Genomic DNA, 19,025 nt, shown 5'->3' with positions numbered 1-19,025 from the left:
TGGAGTATGTGTTGTACTAGGAACAGCCCTATTAACTGCAATAATCTGCTTCAGTTTTTATTATAAAGTTAATGCAAGGTATAACAAGGGAGAGCAATTTGAAAAATAAAGGCTCTTCTGACTTAAGTGACATTGTAAAAAACAAGCAAGTAAATATAGAGGGGGGAGAAAGTATGTTTCGAATAGTGATAACATTATTTATAACTGTTTTATTGTTGTCGGCTTGCGGCTCTAAAGACTTTGCATATTCAGGTGAATCAAATAATTGGCAAGCAGATTTAAAGGTGCACCAGTCTAGCGGTTTTGAAAAGCAGGGACTTTTACTGAAATTTCAGGGAGAAGATGTAAAGTCGATTGGTCCAATTACCTATAAAGTCGATAGTGTCGGTAGTTTTGGCGGAACTAGGGATAAATTACAGGAAAATGGGACTGTTGAAGATTATAGTGAAGCGAACACAACTAATGCCCAAGTTAGTGAACATACTGAAGTTGAGGTAACAGTTGAGTGGAATGGTAAGACTGAAACATTTAAACTGACAAAGAAATAAATTTAAGAAAGCCCAGGGGCGGCATAAATATAATAACATCCCTATTCAGCAATCTGGAGCTTTAATCGTAGATCGTATTACAAATTATCTCGAATTAAAGTCTTCCGCTATCGGGCGCTAGTACGAAAGAGTGGGAGCTGCCTTTATGACAGCTCCTTTGACTTATTACGCTAAAAAGTCAATTACTATAGATTACATAAAACTTACATCCGAGGAAAAGATAACCTTGGAGGTGCTAAAAATGAAAAGAATTATGATAACAATAATTACTTTAGGCATTTTATTTTTATCAGCACAAACAGGGATGGCCACACCACCTTTTAAAGAGGGTAATGTAGTTAGTAACTTTATACATACGTTAGTTAGAAACGGTGAAAAAGAAGCAAGGTCATTTACAGTTCCTGATGTTAAAATACCTGAAATTCGAGAAAAAACACCAATCACCGGGTTTTCTGGATTAAATTCCCCTAATGAAAATGTAAGAGTAATAATTGGCTACTTTGAAAGTGGAGAGAATGAACCAGAAAGAATTGCGTTTATATGGGAAGTAACATCTAATAAAGAAAAAGTTACGGATATAAGAGTTGTGTTCGATGGTTCTAATCCATTTATAGATGAAGCAAAAGCAATTCAAGAGTATCAAGATAAAATGAATACTCCTATACTTGCAGCCTCCGAGTTTCCTTTTGACATTACCCATATTGACGCAGATTTTAATAAAGATACACTAATGTTGAGGTATAGGAATGCTGATTTAAAAGGATTAGTTCAGGTGAAAATAGTACCAAGTGATACTGATTTAAAGAAGTTAGAAGGTGAAAATGATGAATATTATACATTGAAGAGCGGTACGAAAGCACTGTATCAGAATGTTCCTTCTGCCCATCAACTTATCTTTCAACATAAGAATTCAAGGTATTCAATTTGTATAAGTAAAACAACGAAAAAAGAGATTACAGTGGAGGATTTACTTAAAATTGCTAATTCAATGTTCTAAAACTAAGGGTTGCTACGGGCGACCCTTTTTTCTTCAAACTTTTGGATCTTCCACAACGGGCGCGATCTTGTAATAGGGATTTGTGCTTTTTTATTTCACCGGGGCGAAAAATAACATATTGTAGGAATTTTCATATTATGAAATAATTGGTATTAAGCAATGGGACAGGGTTGTATAGGGGGAGGGATTATGAATAGGTTAGTGGGAGTCTTTTTATTTACTTTATTTAGTTATTTACTATGGTTGTATGTCGCTTCTAATCACTCTACTCCTGAGGATTGGTGGACTGTAAAACATATAAGGAAAACCCATACAGAAAACAACGATATTAAAATGATTCCACATCATTTTTCGACCTCGCCAATAAAGGTATTAATCGGTTCAGGGTTTTTTATATTGTTAGGAATTTTGCTTTCAATTTTTGTTAGAAAAGAAACAAAATAATTAGCTTTAAAAATTGAGAGTAGTACTTTACTCATGAATATTCTATACCACCGCACATCAACAATCCGTTACGTTACTAGAGTAGGGAACAGTGTTTTCTTGGTATTCTGCTTTGCACAAACATAATAGTAGGTTGCAACTTTGTAAAGTCTGAAATTTCGAATGTCAATGATGAATTGAATCAAGAACAGGAGAACAATATTGATTTAGTGAAAACAAAGGTTAATTTTGAGGAGAACACTATTAATGTGGAAGAAAATACAAGTGCAGGTTATAGAAAATTAAAGGTTGTAGAGGATTCAGCTGAATTGAGGCAAATAGAAGATATCCTTAGTAGTGTAGAATGGGAAAGAGCAGAAGTAGAAATGAGTGTACCTCCGCACATTCGTTTCATAACAGATGCTGGATTTTTTTCTATTTGGGTAACAGCTAATAAGAACAGAATTGAAATAAGAGTAGAAGGAGAAAGTATGTACAAAAAATTGAAAGAGGAGGAGTCCACCTTATTATTTAAGTTGGTTACTGATAAAGAGTTGAGACAGTACGAGAGTAGGTACTGAAAATAAAAATCATACAAAAAAGATCCTCCATTATCGGGCGCAATCCTGTAACAAGGATCAGCTATCTTTTTTGGGGAGTAGGATGAACTATTGTAGGAATTTAAATATTATGAAATAATTGGTATTTAAAAAATGATTTTAAAATAGAAGTGAGAGTAAAGGAGGTAGTCTTCTGCCACGATCATTTTATAATTTAGTTATTAGTATGTCTTCCAGCAGGTTAAGCTTTGCGTTCTTCACCATGACGTTCATTACAATACTATATAGTGAAACAGGCTCAGCAACACTCGCTTCCACTGTTACTTTAACTACAACTGTTGCACAGATTGTATGTGGGATTTTCTTACCTGGGTTAACTAAGCTTTATTCATCAAAAGCAATCTTATATTTCAGTCAAATATCCCAGTTAATCATCTTTATATTATTGGTTATTTTCTTTAACCTAGATTTGTCAAATTTCACAATTGTATTGTTGTTTGTTCTCAATTTCTTTTTAGGATTATTCTATGCAGCAACGAATCCTATTAAAAATGCAATTGTCCCAAGAATAATAGAGAATAACGTTCTAGTACGTGCTAATACATTCTTAGCTACCTCTGACCAAACTTTGCTATTAATTGGGTGGACACTTGGGGGAGTATTAATTGCCAAATTAGGTGATACCATTTTATTAATGATTTCATTTGTCCTTTTAACCATTTCTCTAATTTCTCTGAAATTAACAAATATACCCTCCGATACGAGATCATTAAAAAAATCCAAGAGATATGCTGTGTTTTATAAGACTTGGACTGTTTTGTTCACCCATCCCAAATTAAGAACCATAACTTTGATGGATATAACTCATGGTTTTGGAGGTACTGTTTGGATAGGTGCAGTCACTCTTGCTTTTGTTACAGAAGTCTATAATCTGGGAGAGTCATGGTGGGGGTATATTAACGCCGCATACTTTACAGGAACTATTCTTGGTGGGCTATTCATATGGAAAGTAGCAAACCGAATACAGAATAATTATATTAAAGCTATATTGATTAGTTCATTTAGTTTAGCTATTCTTACAATCTCTTACGGTATCATTCCTATTTCGTTTATAGGGTTGGTATTAGTAGTAATAATGGGGCCATTTTTCCAACTAATGAGCATCTCTACTAGAAGCTATATTCAACAGGAAATAGAAAAAGAAGAATTAGCATCTGTTTTTGCCTCACGTGCGACATTAAACCAAATAATCTTTTCTATTTCTATTTTTCTTATAGGTTTAATCGTTGACTTGTTTGGAGCACAGTTTGCCTATATGTTTTCAGGAGCTTTATTATTCATTTCAACTATCATTGGTACATGGAGTTTTAAGAGCGCGAGGATAGATAGTGGTAAAAATATGCAGAAGGAAGTAAATACATAAAAGCCAAAAACGTAGGTTGAATGTTCAACAATCGGGCGCGATCCATGAACAGGATTAGCGCTCATTTTTATTGGGACTGGATGAAGAATAGCTTATTGTAGGAATTTATAGATTATGAAATAATTGGTATTAAGGTGAATGTCTGTAATGGATTGCTCGTAAATAAAAATGGGGTGAAAAGTTGGGAGATAATGAAGAAGTCTGGAGACCTCTTTCTATTACTGAAATTCATAGTATCTTCAGCATAATTCCTATCCAATGGTGGATTGCTGGTGGGTGGGCTTTAGATATTTATTTACGAAAAGTCACAAGGGCTCATGAGTATATTGACATAGTTATCCTAAGACCAGATCACTTAATTTTACAAAGACATCTGGGTAGAGATTGGGAAATGTTTATAGCATTTAAAGGGCAGTTAATACCCTGGAACAAGAATCAATTGCTAGACTCTCATTATGATAATATCTGGGTTAAGAAAAAAGATGAATCAACATGGGCTTTCCAAGTAATGTTATTGGATATAGAGGAGAAGAATTGGATCTACAAACGAAACAACACAATAAGAAAGTCACTTGAAGATATTGGGTTAGTATCTTTATCTGGAATACCATTTTTAAAACCAGAAATACAACTTCTTTATAAAGGTGGAAGTTCTGTCATTAGAGAGAAAGACGTTATTGATTTAGGAAATATATTACCTAAATTAAATGTTAGCAACCGTGATTGGTTAAAAAAATCCTTGAAAATACAGTACCCTCATGGACATAAATGGATTGAACTAATAGATTCTTATGCCAAAGTTTAAAATTAGGTAAGGTGAATATGCTTGAATAAAATTATTGATAAACTAAAAGAAATAGATACCGGAGAAATAGGTGTCATATTATTTTCCAGCAAAGAACAAAGGTATGAGACCTCTTTAAATAGTGAACTTACAGTCCCCCTTGCATCAGCAGCAAAAGTGGCAATAGCATATTGTGTAGCAAAATGGGTAGAGGAAAATACATATAATTGGGAAGACCTAATTAATGAGATTTCATTTAATCCAGAAGAAGATAGCAAGGAACTTTATCCTCATCTACAAAATAGAAAATCACTTCCTTTAAGGGAGGCGATTGAAGTTATGATTGCTTGTCATGATAGCTATGTAGCAAAATGTATTGTGAATTATTGTGGTGGCTGGGAAAAGTTAAACAATTCTCTCCAATCTTATTTTCCGTCAATAAATATTACTGAAAACCCAAGAGATATTGAAAACAAGGGTCAGCTAAACCAAATTCTTGAAATATTGATTCAAATCTTTCAAGGCTACAAAGCACATCCTCTCCTTTGGGCACCAATCATTAATGGCCTGGTTAGACAAAAAGGTGATGTAAACCACATTCCACCACACTATCTAAATCATATGACAGGTGGCTTAGACAATGTTGTAATTGATATCGGTATGATCGGAGACTTCAATAAAGATCCTTTTATTTATGCAGTAGGGGCTATTAATTTATCTAATAGATTTACCAATCAGGCTGCTGACAATAAAATTATGGAAGCTATGAATTTGCTTTATGAGGAATATTTAAAGCAATAAAGTGCCGTACTTAATTATAGAGAGAAAGCTTTTTACATGTTTAAGAATCAGACAGGATTATGGATTGAAAATAAGGTGAAAAGGTGTTGGTTGAACTGGAGTCTTTTCAAATAGTTAGTTCAATATTAAAGAACAGTAGATTTGTTCGGGTATATCTTCCCAAGAGTTATTCAAAATCAGAAAGCAAGCGATATCCAGTTTTATATATGCACGATGGTCAAAATGTGTTTCAAGATAAGGATGCAATTGGTGGTATTTCGTTAGGGCTAGAAGAATATGTAGAAAAGAATGATATAGATGTAATTATAGTAGCTATTGACCAAGTCGTTGAAGAACGTAAAAATGAGTATTGTCCATGGGTAAGTGGAGAGTTTGTAAGAGAATTAACTGGTAATAGTGATTCTTATGGCGGAAAAGGAGAGCAATATATCGAGTTTATAGTCCAAGAATTGAAACCTACCATTGATAGTAATTACCGCACTATTAGCGATAATAGCCTGATGGCAGGAATATCACTTGGTGGATTAATCACGATTTACGCTGCCTGTAAATATCCTCATTTATTCCGTACTATAATTTGTTTATCTTCTTCCTTTTGGTCCAATCAGGAGGAAATAGAAAAACTTATTGATGAAAGTGATCTTACTCTCGTTGAATCCATTTATTTAGACTGTGGAACAAATGAGGCTGGTCAAGGCACCCAATTAAGTGATGAATTTATAAAGTCTAATCAAATCATTTACAGGAAGTTAAAAGATAAAATCCCAAATACTAGATTTGTGGTTATTCCAGATGCTGAACATTCTTATAGCTTCTTCAAAAGAAGAAAGCGAGAGTTGTTTCTCTCTTATAAAAAAGTAATAAATAAGGAGCATTATATGAATGAGTATTAAGCCAACGATTATTTCAATTGCAGCTGTTTCAGGTGGAGGAAAAACTACCATAACAAAAAAATTGAGTTTAGTACTAGAAGATACAAAAGAGTTGTTTTTTGATGATTATGACTTTGAAAACGCACCACAAGACATTGTTCAGTGGGTGGATCAGGGAGCAGATTATAACCTTTGGAATTTAGACCCATTGATTTCAGATATTGAGAGGTTAAAATCGTCTAGAGAAGTACCTACATACATATTACTAGACTATCCGTTTTCATATATGAACGATAAGATGAAGAAATACATTGACCTATCTATTTATATTGACACTTCTTTAGACGTAGCAATGGCCAGGCGAATACTTAGAGATCACGCGGATAGCACTATTAACGATGTTCGTAATGAAGTGAAATTTTATTTGCAATATGGAAGAGTGGCCTATCTAGAAATGGAGAACAGTATTAAACCTATTTCAGATATAGTGATTGACGGAACTCTACCACCAGATAAAATTGTTGAACTGATAATCAAAGAATTAAGAGATAGGGGTTTATAATATCTTCAACAAAAGGGCGCCATTCTGGAACAAGAATTGGGGCTCATTTTTTATTTTAGTTCCAGATAATGGAATAAGACTATGCAGTAAAATTGGATATTTATGTTAAGATAATTAGAGATTGTGAAGGATTGTACTTAAAGTAAAGGAGCAGAATAGTGAAAGAAGGGTTATACAATTGAAATGGAGAATATTCATTTATAAGTAGGTATTGGAGCAATTAACGCAGGGCAAAAAGAAAATAGCTAATTGAGATATACAATAGTGCAATTAAATTAGTATTCAATGAAAGTATGGTGTACTAATGGATATAAAATCATTATGGGGTTTAAGGGTTCAGGAATTTTATAGAAAAATTTTCAAATACTATTCAATAATTGGTGCGAATGTTTTTTATTTTTTGTTGATCATTAGTAGTATCTTTATATATTATTTTAATTTATTTCTTCAATGGATACCTCCTCAAATACCAGTAGAAGGAATCTTATCACTATTTGTAGCCTTCATTTTAATACAGACAAAAGTTCGTACATTTATTAAAAGAGCAGATATTGTCTTTTTGTTGCCATTAGAATCGAAATTAAAGCCGTATTTTATTAAATCACTTGTATATAGTTTTGTTATTGATGCAATTAAATTACTTAGTTTCATTGCTGTTTTCTTATCTCTATTTTTAAAAACAATTTATATAGATCTTCCCATCCTTTTTTTTATAGTTGGGATTATTGCTTATAACATTTTAATGAAGTGGGATGAACAATGGTTAGAGAACCATGTACAATTAGTGTTACATAGGATAAATAGGTTTTTTTCAATATATTTAATGAATTATTTTTTGTTTAAAAACGACTGGATTTTTGCGTTTCTTTTAATCAGTGTAAATTTCGTCTATTTAATTTATTTTATAGAAAGAAAAAGAATTTTGAATTGGCAGAGGCTAATAGAAGAAGAAAGTGCCTTATTAAAGAATTTTAAATTCATTAATTACTTCATAGATGTACCTAATCTTAAACGCTCTTTTCGAAATAGACGTTTGCTCACTTTTATTCTGAAAAGGTGTATCCCATATGGTCAGAGTAGTACATTCGTATATTTATACTCACACTTGTTTGTAAGATATAATGATTATTTTTACCTTTATTTAAGGCTAACTGTAATTGGCATGTTTGTTAATTATGCTATGCCAACAAATGGTTGGATCTTTAATCTCCTCATTTTATTTATGACTGGATTTCAAGTAATTCCTTTACAACATGAAATGAAACAAAGTTTATTACTTTATCCTATTTCAAAATCTCAGATAAAAGATTCTTTCTTAAAGTTTGTCTTGGTCATACTATATGCCCAATTTATTATTCTATATTTCACAATGTTCATTAATGCTTCTACTGCTAAAATATACTTTCTTGTAATTGGTAGTTTATTTGTTTATGTATTCGTATATTACTTTGTATCAAAGAGAGTCAATATCTCAGGGAGTGCCTTAAAAGAATAGCATGTTATTTAACTAACGGTTGCATTACTTCATAACGTTCTTACGCAATCGGGCGCGATCTAGGAAACAAGGATCAGCGCTCTTTTTATTTTGGCAAGGATGAAGAATAACATATTGTAGGAATATTTAAATTATGAAATAATTGGTATTAAGTTATCAGGTAGAATTGGTTAATAGAAGTTTAGATAAAAATTGGGTTCATTTGGATAAACACTACTATGTTACTTAAATATAAGGAGCATTCCTGTTAGAAGGATTTTCGGGGACTTGAACAAAAAAGAGCCCTCTTGGTATGATACGGGGTGTCAAATCGTGCACCGAATTGACCCCTAACTTAGGTAACCAAGGAGGACTCCAACATGGATTTTAAACAAAATCAGAAGATAAATCAAGTCACCGAAAATACACTTGTAGTCGGAATCGATATTGCAAAGCGGAAACACTTCGCCTGCTTTGTCGATGACCGTGGGCGTGTGCTTCAAAAATCTTTTTCGGTATTACAGTCTAGCGACGGTTTTGATCGTTTTTACGAGCGTATTTTGGCTGCCATGAAAGAATACGAAAAGACGGAGGTCATTGTCGGGATTGAACCTACCGGCCATTACTGGCTTAATCTAGCCTATTTCCTTGAGGAACGAGGCATTCCCCTGGTGATGACCAATCCTATGCACGTTAAGCGGTCAAAAGAATTGGATGACAACTTGCCAACCAAACATGACCGTAAAGATGCGTTAGTTATCGCTCGCCTGATTAAAGATGGACGCTTCAGTTATCCTCGTATCCTAAAGGATGTGGAGGCTGAACTCCGTGTGGGTTCAACGTTCAGAAGCAAGTTGACAGAGGAACTGGGTGCCGTCAAAAACATGGTCATTCGCTGGCTGGATCGCTATTTTCCTGAGTTCACCCAGGTCTTTCCGACATTCGGAAAGATGGCAATGGCTGTCCTGGAGTGCACACCATTTCCGGCCGATCTTCATCAGAAACAACCGGATGAAGTATTGGCACTTTACCGTAAGGTCGAGGGGCTCAAATCCCCCCAAAGGCCGAAAGCCATACGACTGATAGAACTCGCTTCAGACTCGATCGGGGTAACAGAAGGACGGGAGATGGCCCGTATGGAAATTGCCACACTCGTTCGCCGTTACCACCAGTTAGAACAAGAGATTGAAAGCATTACGCAGCACCTGGTTGAACTTATCCAAACATCAGTAGAATACGAATGGCTCTCAACGGTTCCTGGACTTGGAGATACCACGATTGTCGATTTACTAGCTGAAATCGGAAGCTTTTCTCACTATGAAGATCCACGCCAACTAATCAAACTCGCGGGATTGACATTACGGGAAAATTCCTCCGGCCAGCACAAAGGACAAAAGCGAATCTCCAAAAGGGGCAGAAGAAAGCTTCGTTCCCTCCTATTCCGAGTGATGATGCCGATGATTCGCCATAATGAAGCTTTTAAAAGGCTCCATGATTACTACACAAACCGTAAGGATAATCCGTTACGCAAGAAGCAATCCATCGTGGTCCTATGCGGAAAACTCTTAAAAGTTCTCCATGGAATCAGCACGAAGCACAAAGCGTTTGACGCAAAGCGAATGATGAGGGATATTCCTAGTCTCGCAGAGGCTATGTAAAGTCCTGCATCCCCTTTAAAGACCTAGACAACAGGATGACACGGAGAAGCTGGCACTATTTTTTCCATTCGACCTCGAGTCCCTAAAGGAGCTTCGCTAGCCTCTGCCTTATGACTAGACCGAACGAAGGAATGTAGGCACACTGATGCCCAGAGACATGGGAGGGTACGTCATCATAAGCTACGCAGAGATCCATTGTGCATCGTATATCCAATGATCACTACTTTACCATCATTACCCAGTAGTGACCGCGTAGCGTACCCACCAAATGTAAGAGAATCACAAATTTATTAATATCTGTTAGGGAGTATGTCGAAAAATATTTTTTTGACATCCCACCAACGGGTCAAACCGTTGATATATCAATATTTATAGAGGGAGGTACAAAGGGATGGGGAATCTGCAATCATATTTCCTTGATTTTCATGATGCAATCAAATTGGAAATCGATGATAATCAAGTCCTTCGAGACAAGCGAGAGGAACTGCTTGATGTCCTAAAGGAAAACATCGACCTTGAAGAGGGCAAGTATGATATTTTTCATCAAGGCAGCTATACGATGCACACAGGCATTAAGCCTTTAGAAGGCGGTGACTATGATATTGATGTCGGCCTTTTGTTTAACATCTCCACCGAGGATTATCCTAATCCAGTTACAGCAAAGAAGTTAGTGTATAACGCATTGAAGGATGATTACGAGGACACAGAGATGAAGTACCCGTGTGTGTCGGTAAGGTTCGAAGGAGAAGTAGATAATGACGACCGTAATTACCATGTGGACTTCACGATATATTCGAATGAAAATGATGATGGCAAAACGTACCTTGCGAAAGGGAAGCTCGGCAGCGGGAGTGACAGCAGAACATGGGAGCATTCTGACCCCAAAGAGTTGGTGAGAACCATCAAAGAAAATCTGATGGATAAAGAAGACCGCAAGCAATTCAGAAGGGTCATCCGTTATTTGAAGCGCTGGAAAGATTTGAAGTTTAAGGGTGTCGTGAACCGTCCATCTGGGATTGGGTTAACAGTAGCTGGATTGACTCATTTTCATCCGAGTTATTCTTATAACGCCTTCACAAAGACATACGATGACTTGGGTGCATTGGAATCGTTTGTTCAAAATATGATTAACTCATTCAGCTATAAGTTCAATGATGACGGTGAATGGGAAGACCGGCTAGAGGTGAATCTGCCTACCCCTCCCTATAATGATATTTACGAGAAACTGACAGGCAGCCAAATGAAGAATTTCAAGTCTAAGCTAGAATCCATGCGTGACAGGTTGAAAGAAGCAAGAGTTGAAACGGACCCAGTAAAAGCATGTGAAATGCTGCAAAAAGAGTTCGGGGAAGACTTCCCTGTTCCGACCCAAAAGGAGTCCGCTCAGCAGAGGGGGCCTGCCATCATGGTAGACCATTCTTCAGCATGAGGTGTGTGTATGGCTGATGATTTTACGATAGATAGCCTGAACTTGGACGAGCTGTTTGCCGAAGTACAGGCAATCGATGTTCACCAAGTAAAAAGTGAGCGTAGTCAATTTCTTCATGCATTTGAGGGGAAGATGAGTGTGGCGGAAGAGCAATTCACGATCCAACTTGCTCTTCCTTCACTTTTTCCTTTGAAAAAACCGATGTACTTCCTGAAAAACCGTCAAGAAGCTGGGTTCATTCCTCACATAGAGCCTGACGGATTTATCTGCTACTCGCATGATGAAGGGGTACTGCTCGACAGGAACAACCCGAAGGGCATTATCCATGAATCGTTTCAACGCGCGAAAAGAACGCTTGAAGAGGGTGTGCTTAAGCTGAACTCAGAGGACTTCCTAGTGGAGTTTGAAGCTCTGTGGTCAAGGCAAGAAGGGATTACCCGAGTGGATGCTATCCTCACACCAGAAGACCGCTTCAAAGAGATAGTTGTTTTTCATGATGAGAATCGAAATAAATCCATATTGTTGGACAGTATTAATGAAAGCAAGGTTTATTATTTGAACCGTTTATATAGCAGCCGCAATGTGCTGGATGAGTTTGATAGGAGCAATGGAATTTATATCCCTTTGAGGAAGTCTTCTACTATTAAACCACCTGCATTTTGGGAGACATGGGATATCAGGAATTATCGACAGCTTATCAAGCACAACATTACGGCTTCAACCAAGAATAAACTGAATCAATATTTGAAGAGGAAGTTCATCCAAAAGGGGGATGAGGAGTATATCGTGCTTGGCATCCCTATCCCCATGGGGCAAAGAGCTCTTATAGGCTTAAAGCTTTCTGATTTCCGTGCAGAACAGGGAAAAGGAAAGCATTTTCCTTTTCTTCATCCTATAAGGAAAAACCAGGCTGCATTTGAAATGATGCCATTGGATATCAAACGGCATGATAAGGAGTATTTGCTGAATAGAACGCAGGGACATAACCGAATTGCAGATAAGAAAGTGACGGTCGTTGGACTGGGGTCACTGGGAAGCAGGATATGCTTTGAACTGGCACGTGCGGGAATTGAAAGGTTTACTTTGATTGATAACGATGCCTTGAATATCGATAACGTCTATCGGCATGAATTGGGAATCAGTGATGTTTATTTTAAAGATAGTGCTTGCTATTACCATTTTCCTAAGACAGAGGCGATGAAAAGAGCCATGGAGATAAAGTTTCCGTTCGTTGAGGTGGAATATGAAACCTCCGATATTTTGGACATCATCCAAGGAGAACCAGGGCTACTGCTTGAATCGGATTTGGTCATCATCGCTCTCGGATCCCCGACCGAAGAGCTGTACGTGAATGAAATGCTGCGCCAAATGGACGGGGCGCCGCCGATTCTTTTTACTTGGCTAGACCCCATTGGGTTAGGCGGGCATGCTTTATCAACGAAGAAAGGGACACCAGGCTGCTTTCAGTGCCTGTTCACTCAACCTGATGAACCGAAGCGCTTAATAGCCAACCAGGCGTCATTTGCAGCTCCTGGTCAAAATTTCCGAAAAACGTTGGCAGGCTGTCAATCTGTTTACACTCCGTACGGTTCAATCGATGCTCTTGAGACAGCGGTCATGGCCACTAGATTGTCTGTAAGGATTCTGTCAGGTGAGGAAAGGGATAGCCCGCTTATGTCCTGGAAGGGTGATTCCACGGCACTTCTCAGTCAAGGATATCAGTTAAGTCCGAGGTATGGATTTCCTTCCGACTTATTGTTTGATACCCGTTATTTATATAAGAACGAAAATTGTGTAATATGTCAGGCGGGTGAAACACCATGATTTTCTCGTTCGGTCCAACCTCGAAGTTGAAGATAAACGATGATGTCCTGGAAAAGTTCCGTACCTATCGTCAGTTAGAAAGCCGTGATACGGAAGCGGGCGGAGTTTTAATGGGAAGGTTCATAGAGGGCTCGGATGACATCATCATTGATTTAATCACCGAACCAACGGAAAAAGACAGACGTGAAAGGTGCTTCTTTAAAAAGCACCTGGAAACTCATCAGGAACTCGTTGATAAGATTTGGGAAGAAAGTGAAGGTACCTGTAATTATGTGGGGGAGTGGCACACTCATCCAGAGAAACATCCTTCCCCTTCTTTTCACGATAGAAGAGAGTGGAAGAAAGTGTTGAAAAAGACGCAGTGTGAGTCATCCTTTCTTTTTTTCTTTATTATCGGCACCGAATCCATCGGAGCGTGGGTAGGAAATCGGAAGACTGTAAAAATAAATAAGTTAGAGGTGTGGAATCCATGAGCAGGGACCCTTTTAAATTATCTACGACTGAAGACCGTTCGTTATGGATTAGTTCAGGTGGATTGTGTGCTAGGTGTAAGACGCCATTAATCTTGGATGATGTTAATGCAAAAGTAAATATTGGAGAGAGAGCTCATATCATTGGGAAGGCAAAGGGAAAGAAGGGTGGACCGAGGCGAGAATTTGCTGACGATTTCGACATAACCGATGAGAATATCGATTCCCTTGAGAACTTGATGCTGATGTGCAGTCCGTGTCACCATACCATTGACACGAATCATAAGGAGCACCCTCCTCAAGATTTGTTTGACATGAAAGAAAAACATGAAAGCTGGGTCAGTGAACAGCTTTCTAAGAAAAATAAGGCAATCGTGGTGGTTCATAAGCGAAAAAACCTCATGCCTGTCGATTCCATCCTTTTATCTAAGGAAACCAACTGTTTATTGTTGGATGCTGTTTCTTTACAGGAGGAATTTACTGATTTCACAGAAGAAGGCTGGACTGCTGCCAAGAAAGAAAATGAGGATTTCTTCCGTAAAGTGGTGAAGTCAAAGAAGGAACATGAGGGGACGTATCTTTTTGTTTTCCCGCTTTCTCCGATTCCGTTATTAATTCATTTGGGAAGTCTGATATCGGATACAACAGCCGCTGTTGTTCATCAATTTGATAGGGATACACAAATGTGGTGTCACGAAAATGTGAACCCTGATAAGAATGTGGGGCTGCCAGAAGTAAAGGTTTCAGAAGAAGTTCATAAAAAGCTTGTGGTCAGCTTACAAGTCAGCGGAACCATTCATGAACGGGATATAACAGATGCGGTAGAAGGTCCGTTCCAAAGGTTGAACATCAAAATTGACGAGCCAAAACTAAATGCCGTTTTATATGAGGATGATGTTGAAGTTCTGAAGAGTGTGTTCCGAAAAGAAATATACCGCTTACAAAGTGAAAATCAGTTTTCCGAAATTCACTTGTTCTATTTCGGTCCAGCAGGATTGGCTGTGGAACTTGGTCGCTGCATTAATCAAAACATGCTGCCGCCCGTTCATTTGTATGAATATAATATTCGTGCTACTAATGCAAAATATCAAAGAGCAATAACGATTTGAGAAGAATATAGAGTTCTTGGGAGCCATATCAAAAAACGAATATGGTTAAGAAAGGAGCTTAATCTGAATCAGCTCCTTTCTTTTGTACAATGTACAATCTCAGTTACTGGGTCAGATGGTTTTGTAGCACGTTATCAAAAGAGATTTCATACTTGATTTTTGTACTAGTGAAAAATTATCGGAAAAATAAGGAGATTTCTGTATAAATAAGGATATTCAATTAAAGGGCAGTATAACTGAGTAATTATTAATAACAAATAGTCAAGGGAAGGCAATATTATGGGGTGTCTCTTGCATTAGTGAACTGGCGGTGAAAAATTTGAGTAAAATCACAAATGTGGAAACTGATAGGTTAACAATTAGGGAATTGAAATCTGAGGATTTACAAGCAATACATAACATACGGTCTAACAAAGATATTTTTAAATATGTAATTTGGGGACCTATTACCTTTGAAAATACTAAGAAAATGTTAGATAGACAAATTGATTTTCAAAAAGAACAAAATAGAAAAGTATATGTTTTTGCAGTGACATATTCTAATAATGTAGTAGGTGAATGTTTTTTAGTTATTACAGACCATTATGAAACTGCTGAAATTGGTTACTATTTTCATCCAGAATATTGGGGTAACGGATATGCGTTGGAAACTGTTATTGCTTTATTAAAATTCGGATTTACAGATTTGGGTCTACATAGAATATTTGCTAAATGTGACTCTGAGAATATTGGTTCAATAAATGTTTTAACTAAAGCTGGTTTTAGGTTAGAAGGAGAGCTTAAGAAAGAATCCAAAATCAAAGGTGAGTGGAGAGATAGCCTATTGTTTGCAATTCTTGAAGAAGAACTAATGTGAATTAAATTTCCCTTCTCTAACTTTTGAATATTTTTCTTAAAATAAAAGGTACAAAACTATTCCGCAATCTAGGGCTTTTATAGAATATCGAAATAAAAAATTGGCTTAGAGGAAAAAACCTCTAAGCCTTCTAGTTTGAAAAATGCTGCTATATACATTGCGTCTTTCATAAGGTTTTATTGTTTGCAAGTCACAAGCAAACCCTTTAAGTAATCTCTGAAATTTTTTATCCAACTATATTAATAGCCTCGTTATTAAGTCTGGTGTAAAATTATTCATTTCTGTGACTAAGATTAAAATTCAACCAATAGTTAGTTCTTGTAGCCATATTGGTAGCCAAGCACTTTACCGATTATGTCGCCTTGTTCAAGGGGCTGCATAGTTCCTCGCATCCAATCGTCACTAACCACAAAATACTCGTTTTCGGATAATTCCCGTTCTTTCATACTGGTATTAAAGGTATCCATCATCCCTTCCTTATTGTACTCTACTCCTGCCTTATCCATTGCTGGAAAGTAACTGTTTTTATCAAAACCGAGCCGATGTGCTTTCCCATAAAAAGCATCTAATTTCTTGTTATTAATAAAAATCTGCCCATCTGAAATACTGACTTTTTCTCCTGGAAGTGCAATCACTCTGGAGATCATTTGGTCATTCGTACTATTGCTAAAAAATACAATATCTCCTCGAGTGTAGCTTGATGGTATTACGGTTGGATCAATCACGAGAACCTGATCATAGTAATCGTGGTTTCCTCGATCCATATTATCAGACAGATAATGATGTTTTAGCCAGTCGGGTTCGACTTCTTTAATAATATTTACATTAGGGTTTGTATCCTTGTCCGACAAGGTTCCAGCTGGTGAATTAGAAGAGCACCCCATAAGTATCAATAACATAATTAAAAAAACGCCATATTTCAAAACTATTCCCCCTTTGTATATATTGTACGGAAGAAAAAGGAAAACACTAATGTTATTTATGTATATTTTTTGAATTTTGAAAATCATTCCCTTTCAATTCAACTAAATTTAGCTTATCTGGTTCAAGGTAAGCTTCTTTTATGTGAAATTAATTATTGAGTTAATGGTCGAGGGTTGAATTAATAGGTATTAAGTAATTTAGGGCAGGATTATTGAGTAAGTAATATTTGTCTTGATATACGGAAAAATAGATAGAGGTAATAGAATTTACGAAAATAGGTGGCACAATGATTTGGGTTTATGTTGGAGTAACAATTCTTTTTTTGATTGGTGTTTCAATAATTATTTGGGGGATAAGACTAACAAAAGATAAGCATAAAAAGGAAAAATATTTCGATGATACTGCTGCTTATAACTCTGGAGTAGTAGAAACGCTCGTATTATTTTTGATTTCTCTATTATTAAAATATCTACCATACTGGTTAATGAGGGGAGTTCTAATTTTATTCGGATTAGCAATTATTTTATTGGGTGTTTTAATTGTAATGTCTATTTAGGAGAAAAGAAAGAAATCATACTATTCTAACTATAAGTCATCTTATTTATATATGCTCTTTTGTGGAAAAGGGACAGTCGCTTTTCTCAAACGAGAAAAATAATCTATAGCATTTTCTAAATTTTAACCAAGCTAAGGAGGCAGAGTATGGAAGGCTCTTGGGAAGGATTTTTAGATATAATTGATTTAAATCAAGATACAAGACAAAAAGCTGAGTTAAAGACATTAATTGAATTCCCATTAGCACAACCAAAAAAAGACTTGTTAATAGGCTTATTTGACTGCATAACAAGTATTTATGGATCCGAAAAATCACGATTCTTTGGTGGTATGAACCAAGCTGCATTAATGGTAAAAACATAAGAAATCCATATACTAAAATCATTAGCAAAGATGATTTGAAATATTTACAGGGTTTATGGGAAAAAACTGGTGGGGATTATATTTTGTTTTTGCCTGAAGAATTCAATGCAAAAGTGGATACAAGTGATGAAGAAGAGTTTATTGGAGTATGCCTAATCAAATACTCTCAATTATTATTAAAAACTCCTGATGCAAATGAAGTATTGTATTTATATCTCAAAAAATGAATTTTCTTATTCAGCTAAATGGAGAACATAAGGAACTGAAAATTTGAAGGAGGACTGAAGTTGAAAAAAGAATATTTTGTACAATATTCAGACCAAAACATAATTAATAGTATTGACTTTCCAAAAGATGCTTTTGCATCTATCTCAATTGGAATGACTGACATCACAAATGATTTAATAATTTCGTTAGTCCATAAAATGTTCGGTCTTCCTGTTTTCTTTGTTTTGAACTCAATGATTTTTGGATACGAGAAAGAGACTTTAATATCAAATAATATTCCATTTTATGAATTTTCGTCAGATGGAGCAGTTATAAAAGTAGACTCAATAGATAAATTACATCTTATAAGTAAGCTTGCAGAAGACCTAGTTTGTAATGGTCTGAGTGTGTTCATTTTTCACGGGATAGATTTATCAGAGCAAGATTTAATTCCCCCAAAACATTGGGTGGATAAACCTTTAGTATTTAAAAACCTTGATGTTAATAAACTCGAAACCTTTCTAGATATTGGAGAGGTGGGCTTCACCATATTTACTAGAAGTAGTTTATTTGACTCTCCTGAAAAAATCCCAACCTACATACCCAATGATTACTTCCTTAATATTGATAGTAGTGATGTATAACTTTTCGAATATGGTCTTTGCTCAGCAATCTAGGAGCGATTGCAGCATAATGGTTTGCTCCTAGAAAATTAAATATGTGACAGAGGGGAGTAGTCAATGAAACATCTAAGTATATGGTCTATTGTATTTGCGATTATCGGTGTTATTTTGTTTAGTTGCTCCTATGTTTTTTCGGAATCATTTGAGTTTCTTATGATTATGGGGTTTGTTTTTTTAGTTATCGGATCATTATTTTGTTTTGAGGCTATGTTTAAAGGGAAAAGGGCGTTTGGAAATTCTTATCGGTTGGAGCATTTTTTATTTTGAGTTTCGCTATTACCTGGAGTGACCCATTTCAAGTTTTACGATTAATAACTTGGATAAAAAACTAATCTACAACTGAAATGAATGAATGTATTTACCAATAGTTGATTTTTGAATTAGGATTACTCAACAATCTAGGAGCTTTTCTTTAATAAGATAATATTATAAGATCTTCAACAATCTGGGAGCTTAATTAAGATAAAATAGAGCTCATCGTGAAAAAGGCTTGTACCCGACTG

Annotated in this window: 21 protein-coding genes; 20 read left to right on the top strand and 1 reads right to left on the bottom strand. The window is 36.1% G+C overall.

Annotated features, from left to right (window positions below; all coding sequences use genetic code 11):
- The first annotated feature begins 98 nt into the window (after nt 1-98).
- The 16 genes from MKY77_RS18265 to MKY77_RS18190 all read left to right on the top strand — a co-directional run bounded on the left by MKY77_RS18265 (nt 99) and on the right by MKY77_RS18190 (nt 15,790).
- A complete protein-coding gene (locus MKY77_RS18265; RefSeq protein ID WP_223490599.1) occupies nt 99-548 on the top strand; it encodes a hypothetical protein in 450 nt (149 codons plus the stop codon).
- Between the two features lie 241 nt (nt 549-789).
- Nucleotides 790-1,545, top strand: a complete 756-nt coding sequence (locus tag MKY77_RS18260) for a hypothetical protein (protein WP_223490597.1) — start codon at nt 790-792, stop codon at nt 1,543-1,545.
- Between the two features lie 189 nt (nt 1,546-1,734).
- Complete coding sequence (locus tag MKY77_RS18255; protein ID WP_223490596.1) at nt 1,735-1,989, top strand: hypothetical protein; 255 nt, start codon at nt 1,735-1,737, stop codon at nt 1,987-1,989.
- 176 nt (nt 1,990-2,165) lie between these two features.
- Nucleotides 2,166-2,549, top strand: a complete 384-nt coding sequence (locus MKY77_RS18250) for a hypothetical protein (RefSeq protein ID WP_342515392.1) — start codon at nt 2,166-2,168, stop codon at nt 2,547-2,549.
- A 205-nt stretch (nt 2,550-2,754) separates the two neighbouring features.
- A complete protein-coding gene (locus tag MKY77_RS18245) occupies nt 2,755-3,951 on the top strand; it encodes an MFS transporter (RefSeq protein ID WP_081728169.1) in 1,197 nt (398 codons plus the stop codon).
- A 181-nt stretch (nt 3,952-4,132) separates the two neighbouring features.
- The gene (locus tag MKY77_RS18240) at nt 4,133-4,756 is read left to right on the top strand and encodes a hypothetical protein (RefSeq protein ID WP_223490594.1); all 624 of its coding nucleotides are present in this window, start codon (nt 4,133-4,135) and stop codon (nt 4,754-4,756) included.
- A gap of 21 nt (nt 4,757-4,777) precedes the next feature.
- The gene (locus tag MKY77_RS18235) at nt 4,778-5,536 is read left to right on the top strand and encodes a serine hydrolase (RefSeq protein ID WP_223490592.1); all 759 of its coding nucleotides are present in this window, start codon (nt 4,778-4,780) and stop codon (nt 5,534-5,536) included.
- A gap of 86 nt (nt 5,537-5,622) precedes the next feature.
- Nucleotides 5,623-6,429, top strand: a complete 807-nt coding sequence (locus MKY77_RS18230) for an alpha/beta hydrolase-fold protein (protein ID WP_223490590.1) — start codon at nt 5,623-5,625, stop codon at nt 6,427-6,429.
- On the top strand, nt 6,419-6,970 hold the full coding sequence (locus MKY77_RS18225) for a hypothetical protein (protein WP_223490589.1): 552 nt from the start codon (nt 6,419-6,421) through the stop codon (nt 6,968-6,970). The genes MKY77_RS18230 and MKY77_RS18225 overlap by 11 nt, the downstream gene beginning before the upstream one ends.
- Before the next feature lie 304 nt (nt 6,971-7,274).
- Complete coding sequence (locus tag MKY77_RS18220) at nt 7,275-8,465, top strand: ABC transporter permease (protein ID WP_223490588.1); 1,191 nt, start codon at nt 7,275-7,277, stop codon at nt 8,463-8,465.
- A 359-nt stretch (nt 8,466-8,824) separates the two neighbouring features.
- Entirely contained in the window at nt 8,825-10,102 is a 1,278-nt protein-coding gene (locus MKY77_RS18215; RefSeq protein ID WP_342515391.1) for an IS110 family transposase, read from the top strand.
- 391 nt (nt 10,103-10,493) lie between these two features.
- Nucleotides 10,494-11,531, top strand: a complete 1,038-nt coding sequence (locus MKY77_RS18210; RefSeq protein WP_339147178.1) for a nucleotidyltransferase — start codon at nt 10,494-10,496, stop codon at nt 11,529-11,531.
- Between the two features lie 9 nt (nt 11,532-11,540).
- Nucleotides 11,541-13,355, top strand: a complete 1,815-nt coding sequence (locus MKY77_RS18205) for an E2/UBC family protein (protein ID WP_223490586.1) — start codon at nt 11,541-11,543, stop codon at nt 13,353-13,355.
- Nucleotides 13,352-13,828 carry a Mov34/MPN/PAD-1 family protein gene (locus MKY77_RS18200; RefSeq protein ID WP_223490585.1) on the top strand — a complete coding sequence of 159 codons (477 nt, stop codon included), beginning with the start codon at nt 13,352-13,354 and terminating at the stop codon, nt 13,826-13,828. Before MKY77_RS18205 ends, MKY77_RS18200 begins: the two co-directional genes overlap by 4 nt.
- Nucleotides 13,825-14,934 (top strand): SAVED domain-containing protein, encoded by a 1,110-nt coding sequence (locus tag MKY77_RS18195; RefSeq protein WP_223490584.1) that lies wholly within the window; start codon nt 13,825-13,827, stop codon nt 14,932-14,934. The genes MKY77_RS18200 and MKY77_RS18195 overlap by 4 nt, the downstream gene beginning before the upstream one ends.
- A gap of 319 nt (nt 14,935-15,253) precedes the next feature.
- The gene (locus MKY77_RS18190; RefSeq protein WP_339147176.1) at nt 15,254-15,790 is read left to right on the top strand and encodes a GNAT family protein; all 537 of its coding nucleotides are present in this window, start codon (nt 15,254-15,256) and stop codon (nt 15,788-15,790) included.
- Between the two features lie 311 nt (nt 15,791-16,101).
- Here the strand turns inward: MKY77_RS18190 and lepB are convergent, their stop codons facing one another.
- Nucleotides 16,102-16,713, bottom strand: coding sequence for a signal peptidase I (gene lepB, locus MKY77_RS18185; RefSeq protein ID WP_223490580.1), 612 nt, complete (start codon nt 16,711-16,713; stop codon nt 16,102-16,104).
- Nucleotides 16,714-17,000: 287 nt separating this feature from the next.
- On the opposite strand from lepB, the gene MKY77_RS18180 reads away from it, so the two are divergent.
- The 4 genes from MKY77_RS18180 (at nt 17,001) to MKY77_RS18165 (ending at nt 18,483) form a co-directional block, all read left to right on the top strand.
- Nucleotides 17,001-17,270, top strand: a complete 270-nt coding sequence (locus tag MKY77_RS18180) for a hypothetical protein (protein ID WP_148966328.1) — start codon at nt 17,001-17,003, stop codon at nt 17,268-17,270.
- A 146-nt stretch (nt 17,271-17,416) separates the two neighbouring features.
- Complete coding sequence (locus MKY77_RS18175) at nt 17,417-17,632, top strand: hypothetical protein (RefSeq protein WP_223490578.1); 216 nt, start codon at nt 17,417-17,419, stop codon at nt 17,630-17,632.
- A 35-nt stretch (nt 17,633-17,667) separates the two neighbouring features.
- Nucleotides 17,668-17,859 carry a hypothetical protein gene (locus tag MKY77_RS18170; protein WP_223490576.1) on the top strand — a complete coding sequence of 64 codons (192 nt, stop codon included), beginning with the start codon at nt 17,668-17,670 and terminating at the stop codon, nt 17,857-17,859.
- 60 nt (nt 17,860-17,919) lie between these two features.
- Nucleotides 17,920-18,483, top strand: a complete 564-nt coding sequence (locus tag MKY77_RS18165) for a hypothetical protein (RefSeq protein WP_223490574.1) — start codon at nt 17,920-17,922, stop codon at nt 18,481-18,483.
- Nucleotides 18,484-19,025: the final 542 nt, after the last annotated feature.

The organism is Sutcliffiella sp. FSL R7-0096, from assembly GCF_038595065.1.
GTDB lineage: Bacteria > Bacillota > Bacilli > Bacillales > Bacillaceae_I > Sutcliffiella_A.
This window is presented reverse-complemented; position numbering and strand designations above follow the sequence as displayed.

Coding starts and splice junctions, on each gene's coding strand:
- MKY77_RS18200 (WP_223490585.1), top strand. CDS start 13,352: ATGATTTTCTCGTTCGGTCCAACCTCGAAGTTGAAGATAAACGATGAT.
- MKY77_RS18220 (WP_223490588.1), top strand. CDS start 7,275: ATGGATATAAAATCATTATGGGGTTTAAGGGTTCAGGAATTTTATAGA.
- MKY77_RS18260 (WP_223490597.1), top strand. CDS start 790: ATGAAAAGAATTATGATAACAATAATTACTTTAGGCATTTTATTTTTA.
- MKY77_RS18255 (WP_223490596.1), top strand. CDS start 1,735: ATGAATAGGTTAGTGGGAGTCTTTTTATTTACTTTATTTAGTTATTTA.
- MKY77_RS18210 (WP_339147178.1), top strand. CDS start 10,494: ATGGGGAATCTGCAATCATATTTCCTTGATTTTCATGATGCAATCAAA.
- MKY77_RS18205 (WP_223490586.1), top strand. CDS start 11,541: ATGGCTGATGATTTTACGATAGATAGCCTGAACTTGGACGAGCTGTTT.
- MKY77_RS18215 (WP_342515391.1), top strand. CDS start 8,825: ATGGATTTTAAACAAAATCAGAAGATAAATCAAGTCACCGAAAATACA.
- MKY77_RS18180 (WP_148966328.1), top strand. CDS start 17,001: ATGATTTGGGTTTATGTTGGAGTAACAATTCTTTTTTTGATTGGTGTT.
- MKY77_RS18245 (WP_081728169.1), top strand. CDS start 2,755: ATGTCTTCCAGCAGGTTAAGCTTTGCGTTCTTCACCATGACGTTCATT.
- MKY77_RS18195 (WP_223490584.1), top strand. CDS start 13,825: ATGAGCAGGGACCCTTTTAAATTATCTACGACTGAAGACCGTTCGTTA.
- MKY77_RS18225 (WP_223490589.1), top strand. CDS start 6,419: ATGAGTATTAAGCCAACGATTATTTCAATTGCAGCTGTTTCAGGTGGA.
- MKY77_RS18175 (WP_223490578.1), top strand. CDS start 17,417: ATGGAAGGCTCTTGGGAAGGATTTTTAGATATAATTGATTTAAATCAA.